This window comes from Methanosarcina baltica, from assembly GCF_055394095.1.
In genome coordinates this window covers 2,903,053-2,923,557 of the sequence record NZ_AP042463.1, presented here as the reverse complement: position 1 = coordinate 2,923,557, position 20,505 = coordinate 2,903,053, and the positions used below count along the sequence as shown (strand labels likewise).

At 48.1% G+C, this 20,505-nt stretch carries 19 protein-coding genes; 14 read left to right on the top strand and 5 right to left on the bottom strand.

Features of this window, described 5'->3' with window-relative positions; translation table 11 throughout:
* Positions 1 to 65 precede the first annotated feature (65 nt).
* Positions 66 to 2,054, bottom strand: coding sequence for an excinuclease ABC subunit UvrB (gene uvrB / locus ACZ5QV_RS12895; RefSeq protein ID WP_464600186.1), 1,989 nt, complete (start codon positions 2,052 to 2,054; stop codon positions 66 to 68).
* A 340-nt stretch (positions 2,055 to 2,394) separates the two neighbouring features.
* Here uvrB and ACZ5QV_RS12890 point away from each other — a divergent pair, with 340 nt between their 5' ends.
* Positions 2,395 to 2,520 carry a hypothetical protein gene (locus ACZ5QV_RS12890; protein WP_464600185.1) on the top strand — a complete coding sequence of 42 codons (126 nt, stop codon included), beginning with the start codon at positions 2,395 to 2,397 and terminating at the stop codon, positions 2,518 to 2,520.
* 234 nt (positions 2,521 to 2,754) lie between these two features.
* Here the strand turns inward: ACZ5QV_RS12890 and uvrC are convergent, their stop codons facing one another.
* The 4 genes from uvrC to ACZ5QV_RS12870 form a co-directional block, all read right to left on the bottom strand.
* On the bottom strand, positions 2,755 to 4,305 hold the full coding sequence (gene uvrC, locus ACZ5QV_RS12885) for an excinuclease ABC subunit UvrC (protein ID WP_464600184.1): 1,551 nt from the start codon (positions 4,303 to 4,305) through the stop codon (positions 2,755 to 2,757).
* Between the two features lie 51 nt (positions 4,306 to 4,356).
* Complete coding sequence (gene iscB / locus ACZ5QV_RS12880; protein ID WP_464600183.1) at positions 4,357 to 5,658, bottom strand: RNA-guided endonuclease IscB; 1,302 nt, start codon at positions 5,656 to 5,658, stop codon at positions 4,357 to 4,359.
* Between the two features lie 1,296 nt (positions 5,659 to 6,954).
* Positions 6,955 to 7,203 carry a hypothetical protein gene (locus ACZ5QV_RS12875; protein WP_464600182.1) on the bottom strand — a complete coding sequence of 83 codons (249 nt, stop codon included), beginning with the start codon at positions 7,201 to 7,203 and terminating at the stop codon, positions 6,955 to 6,957.
* 351 nt (positions 7,204 to 7,554) lie between these two features.
* Entirely contained in the window at positions 7,555 to 10,404 is a 2,850-nt protein-coding gene (locus tag ACZ5QV_RS12870) for a DEAD/DEAH box helicase (RefSeq protein ID WP_464600181.1), read from the bottom strand.
* 295 nt (positions 10,405 to 10,699) lie between these two features.
* Between ACZ5QV_RS12870 and ACZ5QV_RS12865 the strand changes: the two genes are divergently transcribed.
* The 13 genes from ACZ5QV_RS12865 to ACZ5QV_RS12805 all read left to right on the top strand — a co-directional run bounded on the left by ACZ5QV_RS12865 (position 10,700) and on the right by ACZ5QV_RS12805 (position 19,953).
* Positions 10,700 to 11,290, top strand: coding sequence for a 50S ribosomal protein L15e (locus ACZ5QV_RS12865; RefSeq protein ID WP_464600180.1), 591 nt, complete (start codon positions 10,700 to 10,702; stop codon positions 11,288 to 11,290).
* Positions 11,287 to 11,730: an RNA-binding protein gene (locus ACZ5QV_RS12860; protein WP_464600179.1), complete on the top strand. Its 444-nt coding sequence runs from the start codon at positions 11,287 to 11,289 to the stop codon at positions 11,728 to 11,730. The genes ACZ5QV_RS12865 and ACZ5QV_RS12860 overlap by 4 nt, the downstream gene beginning before the upstream one ends.
* Positions 11,723 to 12,451: a ribonuclease P protein component 3 gene (gene rnp3 / locus ACZ5QV_RS12855; RefSeq protein WP_464600178.1), complete on the top strand. Its 729-nt coding sequence runs from the start codon at positions 11,723 to 11,725 to the stop codon at positions 12,449 to 12,451. Before ACZ5QV_RS12860 ends, rnp3 begins: the two co-directional genes overlap by 8 nt.
* On the top strand, positions 12,448 to 12,831 hold the full coding sequence (locus ACZ5QV_RS12850; RefSeq protein WP_464600177.1) for an Rpp14/Pop5 family protein: 384 nt from the start codon (positions 12,448 to 12,450) through the stop codon (positions 12,829 to 12,831). Before rnp3 ends, ACZ5QV_RS12850 begins: the two co-directional genes overlap by 4 nt.
* Before the next feature lie 532 nt (positions 12,832 to 13,363).
* Positions 13,364 to 14,113: an archaeal proteasome endopeptidase complex subunit alpha gene (gene psmA, locus ACZ5QV_RS12845; RefSeq protein ID WP_464600176.1), complete on the top strand. Its 750-nt coding sequence runs from the start codon at positions 13,364 to 13,366 to the stop codon at positions 14,111 to 14,113.
* A gap of 83 nt (positions 14,114 to 14,196) precedes the next feature.
* Positions 14,197 to 14,889 carry a ribosome assembly factor SBDS gene (locus ACZ5QV_RS12840; RefSeq protein WP_464600175.1) on the top strand — a complete coding sequence of 231 codons (693 nt, stop codon included), beginning with the start codon at positions 14,197 to 14,199 and terminating at the stop codon, positions 14,887 to 14,889.
* Between the two features lie 11 nt (positions 14,890 to 14,900).
* Positions 14,901 to 15,677, top strand: coding sequence for an exosome complex RNA-binding protein Rrp4 (rrp4, locus tag ACZ5QV_RS12835; RefSeq protein WP_464600174.1), 777 nt, complete (start codon positions 14,901 to 14,903; stop codon positions 15,675 to 15,677).
* A 53-nt stretch (positions 15,678 to 15,730) separates the two neighbouring features.
* Entirely contained in the window at positions 15,731 to 17,179 is a 1,449-nt protein-coding gene (gene rrp41, locus ACZ5QV_RS12830; RefSeq protein ID WP_464600173.1) for an exosome complex exonuclease Rrp41, read from the top strand.
* A complete protein-coding gene (rrp42, locus tag ACZ5QV_RS12825; protein ID WP_464600172.1) occupies positions 17,163 to 17,978 on the top strand; it encodes an exosome complex protein Rrp42 in 816 nt (271 codons plus the stop codon). The genes rrp41 and rrp42 overlap by 17 nt, the downstream gene beginning before the upstream one ends.
* 641 nt (positions 17,979 to 18,619) lie before the next feature.
* On the top strand, positions 18,620 to 18,904 hold the full coding sequence (locus ACZ5QV_RS12820; protein WP_464600171.1) for a 50S ribosomal protein L37ae: 285 nt from the start codon (positions 18,620 to 18,622) through the stop codon (positions 18,902 to 18,904).
* A gap of 46 nt (positions 18,905 to 18,950) precedes the next feature.
* A complete protein-coding gene (locus ACZ5QV_RS12815) occupies positions 18,951 to 19,088 on the top strand; it encodes a DNA-directed RNA polymerase subunit P (RefSeq protein ID WP_464600170.1) in 138 nt (45 codons plus the stop codon).
* 5 nt (positions 19,089 to 19,093) lie between these two features.
* On the top strand, positions 19,094 to 19,696 hold the full coding sequence (locus ACZ5QV_RS12810; RefSeq protein ID WP_464600169.1) for a Brix domain-containing protein: 603 nt from the start codon (positions 19,094 to 19,096) through the stop codon (positions 19,694 to 19,696).
* Positions 19,697 to 19,710: 14 nt separating this feature from the next.
* The gene (locus tag ACZ5QV_RS12805) at positions 19,711 to 19,953 is read left to right on the top strand and encodes a KEOPS complex subunit Pcc1 (RefSeq protein ID WP_464600168.1); all 243 of its coding nucleotides are present in this window, start codon (positions 19,711 to 19,713) and stop codon (positions 19,951 to 19,953) included.
* Positions 19,954 to 20,505 lie beyond the last annotated feature (552 nt).

The window sequence follows — 20,505 nt, the reverse complement described above, 5'->3', positions numbered from 1 at the left end:
ACAATATTAAAATGTTTTAACAGTGGTTGATTAACTAACTATCTATGAAAAATTATCTATCTATTTTATAAAGAACCCTTAATTTGTTTCTCAAGCCTTTTTACCAAATCCCGGAGCCTTATGGCCTCCTCGAAGTCCAGCCGCTCCGCAGCTTCCCGCATCCCCGCTTCCAGTTCAATAATCATATTCGGAATGTCAGATTTCGGGATGTGTTTTGTGTCGGTGATGTCCACGACCTTTTCCCTGATCGGTTTCCTTATAGTCTCAGGGACGATTCCGTGCTCAGCGTTGTAGGCAAGCTGCATGGCCCGACGGCGCTCGGTTTCCCGGACGGCCTGTTTTATGGAATCCGTCATCCGGTCGGCGTAGAGGACCACCATCGAGTTCGCGTTTCGAGCCGCCCGGCCTATGGTCTGTATGAGGCTTTTGCTGTTTCTCAGAAAACCTTCCTTGTCTGCGTCCAGAATGCCGATAAAACCCACCTCGGGAATGTCCAGGCCTTCTCGGAGCAGGTTGATTCCTACCAGGACATCGAATTTTCCAAGCCTCAGTTCCCTTATAATCTCGGTCCTCTCAATGGTCTTGATGTCCGAGTGGAGATAACGGGTCTTAATCTCGTTTCGGGCCAGAAAGTCCGTCAGCTCCTCGGCCAGTTTCTTGGTAAGGGTGGTAACCAGAGCCCGGTCTCCCCGTTCGACAACCTTCCGAATTTCCTGCATAACGTCCTTGACCTGGCCCCCGAGGGGTCTGACCTCGACCACAGGGTCCACAAGCCCCGTCGGGCGGATGATCTGTTCCACGATCCCGGAAGACTCTTCCAGCTCGTAGGCTCCAGGGGTAGCTGAAACGAAGATCGTATTTTTCATGTAGCCCGCAAACTCCTCAAAGCGGAGAGGCCGGTTGTCGTAAGCGCTCGGGAGCCGGAAACCGTAGTCCACAAGGCTCCGTTTCCGGGAATGGTCCCCTTTGTACATCCCGTGGAGCTGGGGGATGGTCTGGTGGCTCTCGTCAATGACCAGCAAAAAGTCGTCAGGGAAATAGTCCAGGAGGCAGAAGGGTTTTTCCCCGGTTTTCCGGTGGTCGAAGTGCCGGGAATAGTTCTCGATTCCCTTGCAACTCCCGGTCTCCCCGATCATTTCCATATCGTATAGGGTGCGCTGTTTCAACCTGTGGGCCTCGATCAGGTCGAGCTCCGGGAGACGCTTTTCAAGTTCCTCAAGGATCTCCTTGATTGCGCTTTTCTGCTCCTCCTCAGGAATTACGTAGTGCCGGGCCGGGTAGACGAAAAAGTAGTTCATATCTTCCTTTCGCTGGCTGGTCTGCTTATCGATTTCCGAGATGCGGTCCACCTCGTCCCCGAAAAGCTCGACCCTTATAATATTGTCAAAATAACCGGGAATCAGGTCGATTGTATCCCCCTTTACCCGGAAGCGGCCCGGCATGAGTTCCGTATCGTTTCTCTCAAAGAGGATGTCAACCAGATGGCTGAGGATTTCTTTTCTCGGAATCCTGTCCCCCACCTTCAGCTCAAAGCCCATCTTCTGAAAATTCTCAGGGTTGCCGAGTCCGTAGATACAGGAAACCGACGCCACAACAATCACGTCCTCCCTCGACATCAGGGAAGCTGTAGTCGCAAGCCTCATCTGTTCGATTTTGGGATTGATCTGGGCGTCCTTTTCGATGTACTGGTCCCGGGTCGGGAGATAGGACTCGGGCTGGTAGTAGTCGTAATAAGAAACAAAGTACTCCACCCGGTTTTCCGGGAAAAAGTCCCGAAACTCGTTGTAGAGCTGGGCGGCCAGGGTCTTGTTGTGGACCACCACAAGGGTCGGTTTTTTGATCCGGTCGATAACGTTTGCAACCGTGAAGGTCTTGCCCGAGCCGGTTACCCCCAGGAGAGTCTGGAACTTTTGCCCGGTTTCCAGGCCCTCCACAAGCTTTTCGATGGCCTCGGGCTGGGAGCCTTTAGGCTCAAAATCGGAAACAAGTTTGAACTGCGGGCTGGCTTCCTTTTCAGCAGGTAATTCGGTGGATTTTCCGGATTTTGATGTCATGATATACTCACATAGGTTTGGTTTTCAGAATTCTGTTGGGGTGTTGCCTTGCATTTTGATGCAAAAATTCCGAATTGTTTTTTTGTTGGTGGAAGCGTTTGCTGTGTGCATTCAAACCACGAAAAGGCACGGAAAAAGAATGCAGGAAGACGCCATTTAGGAATGGTGAAAATATAACTTCAGGTTTTATTTTGGGAGTTGCTTCATACTCATACATGTTGTGTTTTTGTGTGAGGGGGTGTTTGGTGTGTGTGCATTCAAACCACGGAACACACGGAATACACGGAAAAAGACGGCAGGAAGACAATATTTAAGGTTGTTCTGGCGTTTTTCAGTCCGCTTGAGTGAGCGAAGTGAGCGAAACGGACCTCGTGCTCCCGAAGCGAAACTCGGGTGCCGAAGAGAAACTCGGGTGCCGAAGAGAAACTCGGGTGCCGAAGAGAAACTCGGGGAAGACAATATTTAAGGTTGTTCTGGTGTTTTTTAGTCCTCTTTAAAGAATCCAGGGTATTTTTTGAATCCTATTGCATAAAGATCCAACTTACTCACCGGCCATCAGGCCGGTTTCCGTGTCTTTCCGTGTGTTCCGTGGTTGAAAGGCTTCTTGATAGTGATTCTAAATAAAAAAATTCAAAATTCCGAATTTTAAAACTGAGTGAATATACCAGTTGTTTGGGCCATTTATCTGACCGGGCAGAGCTTACGAGAGAACTGATTTCTGTCTGAGCAGGCGATTATATGTGATTGCGAACCTGTGGGCCTCGTCCCGGATTTCCTGGACAAAGAGGGAGGCCTTCTCGTCTTTTTTAATCGGTAGCGGGTTTTTAAGTCCTGGCACGTAAATCTCCTCTTCCCTCTTTGCGATGGAGATTAGCGGGACCCTGACCCCGAGTTTTCGAAGTTCCTCAAAAGCTGCCGAGAGCTGCCCCTTTCCTCCGTCAACGATAATCAGGTCCGGCATTTCGTGCCCGTCTTCGAGCAGGCGGGAGTAGCGTCTCCTCACGACCTCGGCAATGGAGGCAAAGTCATCAATCCCTTCCACACTCTTTATTTTGAAGCGGCGGTAGTTCTGCTTATCGGCCCTCCCTCCCCGAAACTGCACCATGGAGCCGACCGTGGCCGTACCCGAGAGGTGGGAAATATCGAAACACTCGATGACGTTCGGAAGGCTCGAAAGGGACAGTTTTCCCCCGAGGGCCTCAAGCTTTTTCCGGTCCCCGAAAAAGCCAAGCTCAACGTTTTTCCGAACAAGGTCCAGAAGGTCCTTTTTCTCCCCCTGTTTCGGGACCGTGACCTTAACCTTCTTCCCCCGGACGTGCGAGAGAAAGTCCGTGAGCCCTTCGTCCAGGGCCTCGGGCACGATAAGTTCTCCCGGAGGCTCGTTTTCCGAATAGTACTGAACCAAAAACTCTTCAAAAAAAGCCTCTCCGGCCGCAAAAACAAAGTCCTGCTTGTCCTCCAGAGTGCCCTTATAAACCTTAAAAAGCATGAGGTAAACCATATCGGCTTCAACAAGGTAATTCAAAATATCCTCGTCCTGCGTTTTCTGCCGCTCCACGTTCTGTTTTTCTCTGAGGCTTTCAAGGGCCGAAATCTCGTCCCGGAGTTCAAGGGCCTGCTCGAACTGCTGCTTTGCCGCAAATTCCCCCATTTCGGCCTTCAGAGTTCCTATAAGTTCCCCGATGTTTCCATTCAGGACCGAGGCCGCCTTCTGCACCTGGCCTGCGTATACCTCTTCGGTAATTTCCCCGGTACAGGGGCCGCTGCAGACTCCGATATGGGAACGGAGACAGGGCCGTTTCGGGAGACGCTTGCAGGTCCTGAGCCGGAAGGTCTTCCTGACGACCTCGAAAATATAGTCCCTCTCCTTTGCCGAGACAAAGGGGCCGAAAAAGGTCCCTCCTTCACTTTTCTTCCGGGCAATCCTGAGCCTCGGGAACTTATCGGCCGTAAGCTCGATTCCCGCATAGCGTTTAGAGTCCTTGAGGTTTATATTGTATTTGGGCCAGTGTTTTTTAATCAGGGTGTTTTCCAGAAGCAGGGCCTCAACTTCCGTATTCGTGACGATAAAGTCCAGGTTCCGAGCCGCCCGGACAAGACTTTCGGTTTTTGGGTCATGGTCCCGTTTCTGAAAGTAGCTGCTCACCCTTTTTTTCAGATCCTTTGCTTTACCCACATAAAGCACGGTCCCGGCTTCGGCTTTGAAAAGGTAGCAGCCCGGAAGGTGGGGGAGGGTCTCAAGGTCGATCATTTTTTTCCAGCCTTATTTTAATCTTAACATGAAATGTGCTTCCACAAAAATTCAGGCAGGGAGCCCGGTTGCTTTAGCGCCGGGAGGAATGCCGCACTTCTCTGTCGAATATTCATAACCATCTGTCCTCTGTAATACTTTGAAGTATTTTTTATTAATTGAGATCCTTTTCCCCTCTTTGTTTTTGATGTCGAAACTACCCGATTTTCTACAAGCAACGGAACCAAACCATGTCCCTTTGTACTTGCCTTTGGGTACAACCGCCTTGACTGTATCGCCAGTTTGAAAACCAAAAAAGGTTTTTTGCCTGGGAAGGTATGAACGAGGAAAGCCGTACTTATCGAGATTTGTTCTTTTATACTGCCCTCTTCCTTTTGCTTTGATATGCAGGACGTTGTTTGTTGCAAAATTGATTTTTTCCGGAGTGGATTCTCCTACACAAATAGCATCGAAATGATGATCTTTTGGCAGCTCTGCCCTGATTCGGTTCATTTTTGTCCTTGCACCCGTGCCGCATTCTACCGGAAGGCCTGTTTTAGTCAATGCCTCGAAAACTTTCCATCTGGTAGCTGTTACAATCGCAGCATCTTTAAGCGACTTTTTGGCCAGGTTCTGCACTTCAGGATGTCCAAACTCTTCTGCAGTTTGACTTCCTTTTTTCTGGTTGCATTCTCTACAAGCCAATGTTAAATTGGAGACTCTGTTTGAGCCTCCTCTGATTTTAGGAATAATGTGTTCAATCTCCAACGGAACGTTTTCAGCTCCACAGTAAACACATTTTCTACCGAATTTTTCAAGCAGATACTCCCTGATCTCATAGCCCTGCAGCTCTCCCTGCTGATACTCAATTCCACTTATCTCAGGGTTTTGCATGAGTTGAGTATCAAACTTGCAGTTTTCATAGGAAATATGTGTCAGTGGGCATAGTTTCCTGAGCCTATCTGCCCAATTTCCTATGTTATCTACACGGCTTTGCAGGGATGGAGGCAGCCAGCCTTCCCGCCTTTTCCGGTTCAGAAACCTCGGTTTTCTGTATCTGGTTTTGCGGTTTCTTCGGGTTCTCCTCATTGCTCTTCTGCTATCCATATTCTTTTTTATGCTTGTTTTGTGGTGCAACTGTGCAACCCAGACAACATTTGAACCTTTCAGAATAGCAAGACCCGTGTGACGGCTTCCGTAATCTATTTTCAGTCTAAAAGCCGAATTGTCCTTAGACTCTTTCAGCTCTTTGAGTCGAATTGTAAAGGGATATTTTTTGTGAATAACCGCTTTTCCCGCTTTAAGCAGTTTTCTTGCAACTGCTTCATGGCAGGGACTTAACGGCTCTTTGTTTTTGTTAAGTATAAATATCATGCTGGATTTCTCCTCTCTGCGCTGGAAACAAATTTCCATAGCAGGTAACGCAATTTTTAAATTGTCTCCCCTCGCCAATGTTGGAAACGCTTGTCATGCGTAGCACACCGTCCCTACCTCTCAGGACTTTTAATACTACACGATAGAGCTGCAAACTGAGGAAGCATTCGCAGGTATCAGTCGGCTAAGTCGGAGGGATTACTCCCTCTTTCTCGCCTAAGAACTGTACGTGAGACTTTCACCTCATACAGCTCAAGCATCTCTTAACCCGTTAGGGCAGCAGTTATTTGGTTAATAACTGCTTTCGTAAGTCATGACTTGCAGCCTATTAACATGTGTTTTGTTTGTAAGCTTCTCGCGGATTGATTTCTCGATCAGCGTATTTGAATGACTTACATTCATAGGTCATACCTTCATTCTTACGTTTTGATACCACGGAGTAAGTCTGCATCCTTTTGGATTAGGGCAAATTTTGAACCCCTATACAGTTCATTACAAATTGTCATTCGCTTTCTACTCCTTTCCTTTACCCTCTATGTCATTGTCATCCTTTGCAGGATTCCTACCCCGAGGGGAACATATAGGGCTTACCAAGTTCTATAAAATGAATAATTGTGAATACCTTAGAAGCCATCTTTAAACCGAAAATCATATGTCCATTTCCCAATAAGTATGTCAAGCCTTATTGGTCTGATTTCATTACCATTTTGGTTCAAGCGTATCAATCTAATTTCGCTTGTTGTTAGTCACGATTCTTACAATGGTTCACATTACGTTTTTCATAGTATTCTTATCCTAACGGATGATTCGAATTAGATTTTCAAACTTCTCCATATTGTCCTATGAGCTTCACACCCTGACGTTACCATCGACGCATGTCATAGTAGGATTATCCCAAATGGAAGGGATAGCGTTACCGCAATTCATATTATAGCTTTCTTGTCGCACTGACATTTCCAACGTAGTCAATTAAGACTTAGGCTGGTCAACTAGGGCTTATACAAGCCCCACTGCTTCAGCGTGGGGTAGTTGACGTTTTCCCATCCTTTTTTCCTACCCAATACATAGGAGGCCTTCCCATAAAATCATATCAATTTTTGTCCGGGAAGAGGAGCAAAAAATCGAAGGACGGGAACCGGGACAAAACCCCTAAGAAAAAAGAAAAGAGAAAAAAGAAAAAAGAAAAGAGAAAAAAGAAAAAACCTTAAAATTTCGGATAGTTCATGTAAAAATAGACCTCAGTTTCTCGTATACCGGATTTACCGCATCCAGGGATTCCCGCACACACCAAAAATTTTAATCAAGTGCGGCATGGCTTGAATTGATATCCATTTGAGTCGCGTTTACGAGTTCTATTTCCTGATCTATGAGTCCCCTGCTTGTGTTCAGGGCCTCTTTACTCTTGTTTATGGACTCAAGAGTTGAGCCCAGGTCATCAGGACTTGCGTTTATCGTGTCCAGGTTAGAGTCCACAAGCCCGAGCACTTTCTCCAGAGTTTCGAGCATGGAATAAGCAACGTCAAGCATTCCTTTTACAGTCTGCAATAAACCTCCCATGGACCCGAGGAGCGAGTTTATCATTTCAAAAAATGAGTTTGTGCTCTCGGTGATCTGGTCCGGGACATCCGGGGTCGAAGGGCTTTCCTCACTTATTCCTGAAAATACCTCCCCCAGAGCCGGCTGTATCGTTAATAAAGTAGCGATTAAAACAAAAAACACCATTAAAAGCGAAATTCTTTTTTTCGTAGCAACACCCTCGCGAAATCAAATTGAAATTAAGGCCTGATTTTCCAGGCCAGAAAGCTTAATCAAACAATTTAATTTAATTTATATGTATAAATATGTATTCCTTATATTTGCCAGTCGAGGGCTTGCTTCTGTATTTCTTTTTCCATTTTAGCCGGCTATTTTTCGGATAATTTTTTTTCTTACGTATCTGGCCTCGGGGGGCTTCCCGCGTTCTTCATTCTCGTTTCCCGAATATTCCCCGGAAGCACCCTTTTCTTCCACAAGTTCGGTCCAGATCCTGTAAAAAGAATCGCTTTGTTCCTTGAGATCCCTTATACGGATTTCAAGCGGGTTTTCCTTTGTTGCCTTTCTCTTTCCCGCAAGTTTTTCTCTGAAAACTTTTGCCACGGCGAGGTCAGGCCCGGCGGCGGAAATTACCCCAAGCATTTCTCCAGAGCTGTCCGTGGCAACAAAGGTCTTTCCTTTTTTCGAAATTTCGGCCTTCCCACTTCCGGCTTTTTCCCTGAGAATCTCTCCGGGGAGTTTTTGCCTTCCCCTGTCAGGAGAAGAACTTCTTTCCGTTTTATCAGGGGCGGCTCCTGTCCCGTAAGGGTTTCGGGTTTCTGCCAGGTACTTTTCTTTCTTTTCCTTTTGTGTCCCTTCCTTTTGTTTCCCTTCCTTTTCTTTATTTTTCTTTTCTTTTTCTTCCTGCTTTGCGGGAGGAACATACTGGGGTTTTCCAAGGAGCTCGTGCAGGATCATTATGGCGGCATGTTTATCCAGGGGCTCGTTATTGTTTCCGCATTTCGGAGACTGGATGCAGCTCGGACAGCCTTTTTCGCAGGGACAGGTCTCAATGGCTTTGAGAGTCCCTTCAAGCACCTTTTCAATCTTTGCATACCCGGCCTCGGCATATCCCACCCCTCCCCTGTGCCCGTCGTACACGAAAATCCCGCTCTTTCCCCCCAGGTCCGGGTGGGCCGGAGTGGAAAGTCCTCCCACGTCGTTTCTGTCCACCAGGAGGTGGAGGGGGTACATGGCAATCATTGCATGTTCAATGGCATGGATCCCGCCCGCATAATCAAGCCCCCGGGCTTTTACCAGTTCCCATAACCTGTCCGGGAGTCGCAGCCAGAGGGCCACGGTCTCCAGAGTAACGGGAGGCATTTCAATTGCATGAGTACTCAGGGTGTCATTACTGTAGTGCTGGACTTTCCTGTACCCGACAACCCTGTCCGTAACCTCCACCGTCCCAAGCCCGACTTTCACATCCTCTGCGTGTCCGAGCTTTTTTTCGGCGGATTTTTCCCGCACGTTAAGGGTGGCGTCTATCAGGGGCATTGTGTAGTGTCCTTCATGGGTCCTGGCCGCCCGGATCTCTTTTTTTTCATGATCGATGCCGGTTATGTGATAAGACTCTCCTCTGTGCATGTAAACGGCCCCGGGGTGGCATTCCCGGAAGGCCAGGTTCTCTTCGATATTTTTTTCAAGTCGCTCGGGTTTTCCACTCTCAAAAGTGATAATAGAATAACTGTTCTGGTCCAGTCCCCGGAGAGATACATGTTTGTGGGGGAAAGGGTCGGTTGAGGTCTTGAGCCCATCTCCTGCCAGAAGGCCTTCTTTTTCCAGGAGTTCCACGGCTCTGGAATATCCGGGCCCGAAGTATTTTTCGTCCTCCGGCCTGAGGGAGAGCTCCTTTGCTGCACAGAGCAGGTGTCCTGTCTGGATATGGGGGTTTTCAGGGTTGAGTACGGCGTTTTCGCTGCTTTTCCCGAAGAAGTCTTCAGGGTTTCGCATATAATACTGGTCCAGGGCGTTTGTGCCTGCCACCAGAACCACAAGGCATTCCTTCCCGGCCCGGCCGACTCTTCCCGCCTGCTGCCTTGCGCTCATGACCGTGCCCGGATAACCGTCCAGAATACAGGCGTCGAGGCCACCGATGTCGATGCCGAGTTCCAGGGCGTTTGTGGAAATGACACCCCTGAGGGTGCCTGAAGCCATCTGCGTTTCGATTTCTTCCCTTTCTCTGTCAAAATACCCACTCCTGTAGGAACAGATGGAGGCGGGAAGCCCTCTTGCCCGGAGGCGTTCTCTGCAGCTCCTGTACATCCGCTCGACCCCCTGCCTTGAACGGGTGAACACAAGGGTTTGCAGCCCTTTCTGGACAAAACGGGTAAAAAGATCCGAGGCTTCGGGAAAACTGCCTTTCCGGAGAGTATTGCCTTTTTTATTGAGGTAGAGGGGCGGGTTCCAGAACACGAACTTCCGGGCTCCTGCGGCAGAGCCGTTTATCTCCACGAGCGAGGCATTCCGGCCAATGAGAATTCCGGTATGTTCTTTCGGGTTTCCGATGGTTGCCGAGCAGCAGATGAACTGAGGAACGGAGCCGTAGTACTCGGCGATCCTTGAGAGCCTCCGGAGCAGGTTTGCCATGTTGCTCCCGATTACTCCCCTATAATAGTGGCTTTCGTCCACGACAATGAACTTCAAGTTGGAGTAAAAACGCTTCCAGAGGTGGTGCCAGTACAGGAAACTCATGTGGACCATTTCGGGATTTGTGAAAATAATATTCGTGTTCCCTTCCCGGACTTTCCTTTTTTCGGGAGGTGACAGGGCTCCGGTGTAGCGACTTATGCCGGCCTTGCTTCCGACTTTTTCTTCAAAGTCAAGGAAAGTTCTCAACTGGTCGTTGACAAGGGCGTTTAAAGGAGAGATGTAGAGGGTTGTCGCTTCCGGGTCTTTCAGGAGAGCTTCAAAAATAGGGAGCATGTAGGTCAGGGACTTTCCGCTTGCAGTGGTCGTGCTCAGGACAAGGTCTTTTCCTTCCCGGATTTTCTCGATGGCCTCAGTCTGGTGGCTGTAGAGTTCTTCGATTCCCATTTCGGAGAGGGCTGCTTTTAAGGACACCCCGAGTTCGATGCGGCCGTAGCTGGCTTTTCTTTCGGGAATGTTTTCTATGTGCACTATCTGGTTTTCATAACGCTTTGACTTTTTTATTTCCTCAAGCAGGATCTCCAAAACTTTTCGCTCCCTTTTTTCTATTTTTTGAAGGTTATCAGAAGTATTACAGGAGTGTATAACAGGAGTTTGCAGGAAATATATTACAGGGGGTATATTACAGGGGGTACTCCCGGCTTATTTTGTTTTTTCGGTTTTCAGGATTTTTTTATTCGCCTGTTGTCGGCTGAGCAAAGCTTTAAATGTCATGAATCTGCTTGTATCGAATGTTTCATTTTTCGGGATTGAATCCCGGTGGGATGTGGCTCTTTAAAAGGGCTGAACCGTGAAACTTAAAAGTGAAATTGGTGTTTTTATGGCAAAATCTTTTTATGGATACATACGCGACGCATGGAAAAATCCTGCTAATACTTACGTGAACGAACTTCGCTGGGAGCGCCTTCAGGTCTGGAGAAAGGAAGGTTCAGTAACCAGGGTCGAAAGACCTACCAGAATCGACAGAGCACGATCCCTTGGCTACAAGGCCAAACAGGGTATCGTTGTCGCCAGGGTTAGGGTCCGCCGTGGTGGACTCAGAAAGTCCAGGTATATTCGTGGTAGAAGGACCCAGAAGATGGGGAAGAACAAGATCTCCGGAGGTATGAGCATCCAGAGAATTGCGGAAGAAAGAGCCGACCGCAAATTCCCGAACATGGAAGTCCTGAACTCCTACTGGGTAGGGGAAGACGGGAAACAGAAATGGTATGAGGTAATCCTTGTTGATCCACACCACCCGGTAATCAAGAGCGACAAAAACCTTAACTGGATCTGTTCCTCCGCCTCCCGTGGCAGAGCCCACAGAGGTAAGACCAGTGCAGGCCGGAAGGGCAGAGGTCTTGGCAAACGCGGTAAAGGTACCGAAAAGACCAGACCAAGCATCCGTTCGCACCAGAGTCGAGGAAAGTGATTCACCACATAAATTTCCGCGTGCTTGCTCACGCAACCGAAGACACATTCAGGGTCCGGGAGGCCCTGGACTTTTTTTTATCCGGTTCCGGCGTTCGGGACAGTGTCGAACTGATTGAGGAGCTTTGCGTGGAAGGACACCATGGCAATCCCATCACAATATATTCCGCCCTGCTAAAAAAGAAGGCAGCCTGCCTTGCCTTTGCGCATTTTATAAAGGCCGGGATGTCGGAAAAGGACGCCCTGCTGTTCCGGGAAGAAATGCCTGAGAGGCTGGATGACGACCTGGTCTTTCACCTCCGCTTTGATAAGCAGGCAGCATACCTCGGAGAGGTCAAACTCACGGAGTCTTCGGATGCGGTGACCGCAAAAGTTAAGATTGCGACCTATCCGAAGAATCGGGAAAAAGCAGGCCTTTTATTGGAGGAATTGTTTGGCTAAGCGGAAATTCTATGATTTCGGGGTCCACCCGGCTCCTGAAGGAGAGAATTCTCCAGAGGAACTGGCGGCTCTCGCAAAACATTTAGGATACAGCGGACTTGCCTTTGTTCCTCATTCCGATAAGCTTTCTTCCGGACTTCCTTCTGTCCCTTCAGAAGGGAATTTTGAGATTATTAAGGGCGTTGAGCTTAAGGAAGAAAACCCTTCAAAACTCCACGGCCTGATAGGAATGTTCAGGAAAAAGGTTGACGTGCTGGCCGTGCACGGGGGCTCGGAAAAAATCAACCGGGCCGCTGTTGAAAACTCCAGTGTGGACATCCTGAACCACCCTTCTCCTGAGAAGGGCAGGGGCCTTAACCAGGTGCTTGCAAAGGCGGCCGGAGAAAACGAGGTCGCTATCGGGCTGAGCTTGGCTGCTCTTCTTTATTCCAGGGGCTTTCGGCGGGTGCACCTGCTTTCCGATTACAGGGCGACCCTTGAGCTTGCCAGGAAGTATGATGTGCCCCTCCTCCTTTCAAGTGATGCCATGTCCTGCTTTGACCTTCGGGCTCCCCGGGAAATGGCCGCTTTTGCGGAGCTGTTCGGGATGGAGGAAGATGAGGCTCTCGACGCTATCAGCACGGTTCCTGAAAAGGTCCTTGCAAGAAATCGGCCTTCTGCAGGTTATGTAAGACCCGGGGTGGAAGTAGTGGAAGTTATTGAAGAAGGTGAGCTGCTTTGAAACGCCTCATGCCTTCGCTTCGCCCCAAAAAACGCTATTTGGCCATTGAGTTAATCTCAGAAGATGCGACTAGCCGGGGGGAATTTACCCGGGAAGTCTATTTCGCGGCATGTTCTCTTTTGGGAGACGTTTCGATAAGTGAATGCGATCTCAAAGTGCTCGGCTTTGAAGACGGGCTGGGCATAATCCAGTGCGCCCATACAAAGCTCAGTGAGACACGAGCGGCCCTTGCTGCTCTTACACAGGTTAACAGAAAGAGGGCGTTTGTCCATGTGTTCGGAGTATCCGGCACTGTTAAGGGAGCAACGGAAAAATTTCTTGAAGAAAGAGTTGCTTTCAGTGTCAAATCCCTCTCTCTTAAATCTTCGATTTTAGCATAAAGGACTTGTTTCAAGGATCTGTTTCGGTAAGCCCGGGTTGAATAGCCTTTAGTTATGTCGGTCATGATATTCGTGGACACTTCACGTGTTCACGGAGATTTTGACCTGGATTAAACATCCCTGAGAGTAGGTCAACTACCTACGACTAAAGTAGCATGTATCCTGCCTGAGGAATCGTGAGTAACACCCTGTATTTTGGGGGAAAATGGCTTTGAGAAAGGCCCGGGCTTTCACAAGCATTATAACGGAGTAAATACACTCTAGTAAGTTAACTACCCCTCCCTAAAATCTCCGATTTTAGAGTAAGGGGTCTTCTGCTAACGAAGATAACGGAAAGTCTCACAGGAAAGTAAATTTTCCGTGAGGTCTTAGAAAAGGGACATTATCCGAAGGTTTGCGTCAATCTTTGGCCCGGGTATAACTGACGGGCCCAACACTGGCAGATCTGCGGCTCTATGCCCTGAGGCCCCTGGAATGGGGTGGGTTTAAAGCCAGTTCAGGCGTTTGTAACAGATATAAGGAGAAAGAAAATATGCAGATGGCACCACAGATGGGTTATGATAGGGCAATTACTGTTTTCAGTCCGGATGGACGGCTTTTTCAGGTAGAATACGCCCGTGAGGCAGTCAAAAGGGGAACAACTGCGGTGGGAATCAAGGCAGCCAATGGGGTAGTGTTGCTTGTTGACAAAAGGGTAACAAGCAGACTCGTGGAAGCCGGGTCAATTGAGAAGATTTTCCAGATTGACAATCACATAGGGGCTGCAACGTCCGGCCTGGTCGCAGATGCCCGCGCGCTCATCGATAGAGCAAGGGTGGAATCCCAGATCAATCGGGTTTCCTATGATGAACCCATAGGCATTGAGGTTCTTTCCAAAAAGATCTGCGACCATAAGCAGACCTATACTCAGTACGGGGGGGTGCGCCCTTACGGGACAGCGCTTCTTATTGCCGGCGTGGACGACCACAGGCCAAGGCTTTTCGAGACCGACCCGAGCGGAGCCCTGCTGGAATACAAAGCAACGGCCATCGGGGCCGGCAGGAATGCCGTGGTTGAGGTCTTTGAGGCGGATTATAAGGAAGATATGAACGTCGATGAAGCGGTCCTTCTCGGAATGGACGCCCTTTACAAGGCTTCGGAAGGTAAATTCGATGCCGCAACCATTGAAGTGGGCGTTGTGACCCTCGAAGGCAGACAGTTCCGGAAACTCGCACCTGAAGAAGTCGAAAAATATGTCCAGCGGGTTATTGAGAAGCACGGTAATGCAGAGGAAAAAGAATAATAAAACATAAGTAATATTCAAGGTATGTTGTAGCAGAGAATCTTCTGATTCTCATCTTTTTATTTCATAGAAGGTATTCAAAAATGGTATCTCTGGATGACGCAGTAACTGCGCGGCTCAAGCGAGGCAGCAAACACTTTGAAGTAATGGTGGACCCAGAAGGTGCACTGGCGTATAAGAGAGGAGAAGAGGTTAAGCTTGAAGATGTGCTTGCCGTGGAAACCATCTTTGAAGATGCAGGCCGAGGTGACCGGGCAGCTGAATCCGATATTCTCAATGCTTTTGAGACTACCGACTACCTCAAGATTGCCGCTGTGATCCTTAAAAGCGGAGAACTTCAGCTTACCAGTGAACAGAGAAAGCGTATTTTGGAAGAGAAGAAGAAAAAGGTTATTTATACAATTGCAAGGAATGCAATAAATCCCCAGACAAGGGCGCCTCATCCCCCGAACCGGATCGAAAGGGCAATGGAAGAGGCAAAGGTGCATATAGATCCTCTGAAAAGTGTGGACCAGCTTGTAAAAATTGCTATGAAAGCTATTCGTCCACTCATACCTATACGCTTTGAAGAAATTGATGTTGCTGTGAAAATTCCTCCCGAGTTTGCGCCCAAGGCATATGGAGAGATTGCCGCATTCGGGACCCTGCTTAAAAATGAATGGCAGAACGATGGGTCCTGGATTGCGGTTGTTCGGATTCCTGCGGGAGTTCAGAATGATTTTTATGCTCTTTTAAACCATCTCACCAAGGGAGAGGCTGAAACTAAACTATTGTAAGAGGATGTCGGATGGATAAAAGAATAGTAATTCCCGGTGATTTCTTATCCAAAAACACAAAGAAAGCCGGATACGGGACGTACGTCAAGAACGACATAGTCTATTCTTCGTTGTGCGGTATTGAAAACGTTAAAGAGGATAGAGTAGGGGTGATCCCGCTTACCGGGGCTTATATTCCCTCTGCTAACGATGTGGTGATCGGGGTTGTGATCCTGGTTACGCCTTCCAACTGGATAGTGGACATAGCTTCCCCTTATGATGGTCTGCTGCATGTATCCGAATATCCGAAAAGACTTCGTTCTGAAGAGATGCCAAAGCATCTGAACGTTGGCGATTCCGTGGTCCTTCGGGTAAAGGCTGTTGACGGTTCTATGAAGATCGAACTTGCTCTGCGTAATTCCAGTCTCCATATACTCAGGACAGGGCAGGTTTTTGAGGTTTCGCCTGTAAAGGTCCCACGTGTGATAGGACACGGAGGTTCTATGATCTCCATGCTCAAGAAGGAAACTAATTGTAATATTTTTGTCGGACAAAATGGTAGGGTCTGGTTCGATGGAAAAGACGAGGATATGGAGCTTCTGGAAAGCGCTTTTCGGTTGATTGTGGCTGACGCCCAGCGTTCCGAACTGACCGATCGGGTCTATGAATTTATTCAAGTAAAAAAGGGCAGGAAGCCCTTCACAGGTACTTTTTTTAAAAATGAAGCAGGCAGAGAAGCCGATAAAAAAGAGGACCATCCTGAAGAGACCTATAGAAAGATCGATGTTTTGCTGGACCCTAGCAATTGAAATCGGGATTGGTCGAAGAATGGGACTTTTGAGATGTATTTGGAGAATTTATTATGAGTAATAAACCCGAGGATTTAATATTAATCAATGAAGAGGGCCTGCGGCTTGACGGGAGGCGCAAAGGTGAAATCAGGCCCATGAAGATTGAAGTTGGTGTGCTCTCCAGAGCAGATGGTTCCTGTTATCTTGAGTGGGGCCGGAATAAAATCCTGGCCGGGGTCTACGGGCCACGAGAGGCTCACCCCCGCCGCATGCAGAAGGCTGATTCTGCGGTTATCCGTTATAAATACAACATGGCTGCTTTTTCTGTGGAAGACAGGGCACGTCCGGGGCCGAACCGTCGCAGTACTGAAATTTCCAAGGTCAGCAGGGAAGCTTTTGAGCCCGTGATCATGGCCGAACTTTATCCGAAGGCTGCTATTGATATCTTCGTGGAAGTGCTCCAGGCTGATGCGGGGACCAGAACTGCTGCCATCAACGCGGCTTCAGTCGCCCTTGCGGATGCGGGAATCCCTATGAGGGGACTTGTAAGCTCCTGTGCTTTCGGAAAGGTGGAGGGGCAGATTGTGCTTGACCTCGACAGGGATGAGGACAATTACGGAGAAGCCGATTTTCCGGTGGCCCTCAGCCAGGACGGAGAAATTACTCTCGCCCAGATGGACGGGCACCTTACTCTGGAAGAGATTAAGGAAGGTCTGGCACTCGTAAAGGTTGGCTGCAAACAGATCCTTCAGATACAGAGAGAGGCTCTCCAGAAGAAGTTCGGGCCAGTCGAAGAAGAAAGTAAGGACAAGGCCCCTGAAAAAGAGAACGCAAGAGAGCCTGTTGAATCAGTTGGGGCATTAGAAGAATTTAAAGCAGAAGCTGAGGTATTCAAAGCTTTTTCTGAAGAAGTGGAAGCTGAAGCCGAAAAGGTGGAAGCTGAAGAAGTAGAAGCCGAAAAGGCGGAAGCTGAAGCCGAAGAAGTGGAAGCTGAAGCCGAAGAAGTGGAAGCTGAAGCCGAAGAAGTGGAAGCTGAAGCCGAAAAGGTGGAAGCTAAAGAAGCAGAAGCCGAGGAAGTGGAAGCTGAAGAAGTGGAAGCTGAAGAAGCCGAAGCCGAGGAAGTGGAAGCTGAAGAAGCCGAAGCTGAAGAAGCCGAAGCCGAGGAAGTGGAAGCTGAAGAAGCCGAAGCTGAAGAAGCCGAAGCTGAAGAAGCCGAAGCTGAAGAAGCCGAAGAAGCTGAAGAGGCAAAAGCCGAAGAAGCTGAAATGGAAGCTGAGTTCGAAGCTGAAATCGAAGCAGAAATCAAAGCAGAAGAAGCCGAAGAGGTAGAAGCCGAAGAAGCTGAGTTCGAAGCTGAAAACCCCTGGGAGCTTACAGATAAGCTCCCGGAAGAAGAGACAGAGATCGCTTCGGAAGCTGAGGAAGAACCCAAAGTAGGAGCTGAAGCCGAGGAGAAAGGTCCATGGAAAGTCGTAAAAGATCCAGGGAATTCCGGTTCAGGAGATGAAGAGAATGAGTAATGAAGTGATCCCCACCCTGAAAAAGGATTATATTTACAACCTCATGGTAAAAGGCAAGCGGATGGGGGCCCGGAAGTTTGACGAGTTCCGTGAGATCAAAGTAGAAACAAATTTTATTGATAAGGCAGATGGGTCTGCAAAGGTAACTCTCGGCTCCACCCAGGTGCTTGTGGGCGTGAAGCTCCAGCCAAGAACTCCTTATCCGGATTATCTGGACGAAGGGGTTATTATAACCAACGTGGAACTCAACCCCATCGCATCTCCCGATTTTGAGTCGGGGGGCCCGAGAGAAGATGCAGTAGAAATGGCCCGGGTAGTGGACCGGGGAATCCGGGAATCTGGCGCAATCGATATAAAGAAGCTCTGCATTACCGAAGGAGTAACTGTCTGGACCGTTTTCATTGACGTGCATGTCCTCAATGATGATGGGAATCTCATTGACGCGGCCAGTCTGGGAGCCATTTCGGCTCTTCTGACCACAAGGGTTCCCAACAAAGAGAATGAATTTGGAGAAGACACGGACCTTGCCATGAAAGAGACCCCTGTGGGCGTAACCGTTGCCCGGATAGGAGGAAAACTCATGGTAGATCCCTCAAGGGACGAAGAAGCTATCTGCGAGGCTAGGCTGACGGTAGTGTCCAGCCCGGACGGGGCGGTTGCAGGGATGCAGAAGATGGGTTCATCCGCCTTTACCGAGGCAGAGCTTCTGGAAGCCATCGAGCTTTCATGCAGGAAGTCCAGGGAAATCAGGGAACGTTTCCTGATGGAACTGGCAGCAGAAAGGATTGCCACCGAGTAAGTCAACTACCCCTCCCTAAAATCTCATATTTTAAAGTAAGGGGCTTGCTTCGGTAAGCCCTAGTTGAATAGCCTTTCGTTATACTGGTCATGATATTCGAGGATACTCCACACGTTCTCGGAGATTTCGATTTGGATTAAACATCCCTGAGAGGTAGGGGAAGTGTTCAGGTAATTAACAAGCCAGTATAACAGTGGCGATGTGGACTCACTCCTGCAAAGGAGGACAGAACATAAGGTCACTGTCAAACAACATTAAGGACCTGCAACGAAATAACCTATGCAATTTACCATTTATTGTAGCTTCGATTGACGCCCTTGACCCTGAAAATTAATAGGTTCAATTGGAAATATGCAGAGGTTGTTCTATGACGAGTCCTAAGGTCCCCTGTTAAACAAAAAATGGGGGCCTTAGTCTCGACGCATTCATCTCCCACCTGCCAGTTCCTCCAAAGTCGGAACTGTCGTGTTAAACCATAGGTTTAACAGGAGTTTCTAATTTTCAATTAGAAACATCGAGGAAGGAGTCTTCTGCTGTCTGAGGTAAATATAAATATTAAATGCCAGTATTAAGGCAGTATTATAACTGCTTATTATACCCCTATTAGGGATTAATGATTTCGATTCAAGGAGTTTGCAACAATGGCAAAAAAATACACGAAGAAAGGTAGAATTTCCAGATCCGCAGGCAGGTTTGGGGTCAGGTATGGGAGAAAGGACAGAAAGAGGGTCGCTGACATCGAAGCACGCATGCATGCTCCTCACGTATGCACAAAGTGCGCTCGCCCGAATGTGAAGAGGGTCGGAACCGGTATCTGGAAGTGCACCAAATGTGGACACACCTTCGCAGGCGGGACCTATATCCCCTACACCAGCGTCGGAAAGAACCTGTTGCGCACCATGAAGAACGCTCTTGAGGCACAGTAAACATTACTTTGCCCTCTTATTATCTGTCTGAAAATGAGAGGTTGGTATGGGCTACAAGTGTACAAGATGTAAACAGAAGGTAGAAATCGACTATGAATATACAGGTGTCAGGTGCCCCTATTGCGGGCACAGGATTCTTGTAAAGGAACGTCCGACTACCATCAAACACATTAAGGCTGAGTAAGAAGTATGTTCATTACTTCTTCTCGCAAACCTTCCGCAAAGACCCGGACGTTTTGCAAAAAGCTCTCACATTTTACGACTTTCCGCTACGTAAACCGCGGCAAGACAGGCATGCGAGAGCTGCTGGACCTTGCGGAAGGCGAAGCTTTTCTCACTGCCGGCGAATACCATGGAAACCCCGGGAGCCTGGGTTTTCACGGGCCCGAAGGAAATCTCCTTTTTTCCCTTCGGTTTTCAGATGCTTCTCTGAAACAGGATTCCTCTTATTCCCCCAGAAAGCTTCCAAAAATCTCAGGAACCGGAGAAACGGCAGAAGCCCTTGTTTCCTACCTGCCTTTCGAAAGGGTTAAGGACGTTTCATCTCTCCCGAAAGGTTCCCGTGTACTCGTTGTTGATAAGGACATACTGGAATTAAGGGAAGGCGAATCCTTCGTTTTAAAGCTCAAACTAAAGGGCTTTAAAAGGTATGATGAAGCTGAAGAAGGATCTGAGACCGAAGTAGAATCTGGAACAGAACCTGGAACAGAACCCGGAACAGAACCTGAAGCTGAAGCAGGACCTAAAACAGAATTTGGAACTGAAGAAAAGGTCGGAGACGAATTCAAATAATCGGAGAGGGCCAGGTGAAGCTTAACGCAGAATTCATTTTTGAGGCCGAAAACGCAAAGGACATCTACAGTTCAGTCCTTCCCGAACTGGATGATAATTTTTCTGAAAGGTCCGTTATAGAGCTTGAACTCCAGGATCCTGAGAACCTTATGCTGACCGTCCGGGCCGAGGATGTGGTCTCAATGCGTTCGGCCCTGAACACCTGGTTCAGGCTCCTTCAGATCGCTCAGGAAGTGGCTGAGGCGGCCCGCAGGTAAGGGTCGATGGGAAATACTTAGGGAAATAGCCCTGTTAATGTCCGGCAATAAGCGGGCCTACTCATTTTCTGAAATATATTTTTTATTTTTTCTTTATTTTTCCAGCACTGATTTTTTTTGATAGTCCGATATCCTTGGGTTTTGGATAATTTCGGTTCTGATTTCCAGCCCCAGGTCCCTTAATAAAACCAGGACAGCCGGAAAAAAATCTAATCTCTTATTAGCATTCCTTTCGAAACATTCTTATTTTGTGAACGGGTTATATGCCGACGACGTTAAACAATTTTTTAAAACAAAAAAGAATTTGATTTATATATATTTGTCTCTGGGTAAGATACTAATTATTATAATCGTGTTATCTTTGTGGTAATTATCGTCACCCGCAAAATTGGAAATCAATCTGTGTTTCGAACACGGGCAGTCTATTTCCGGTAAACAAAATACTTAAATTGAATCCTTATAGATTTATATATATAAACATTCTATCTAGCATCGAAAAATTGCATCGGAGTGTTAACAACCGAAAATTGATTTTAATCTCGTTTCCGGAAG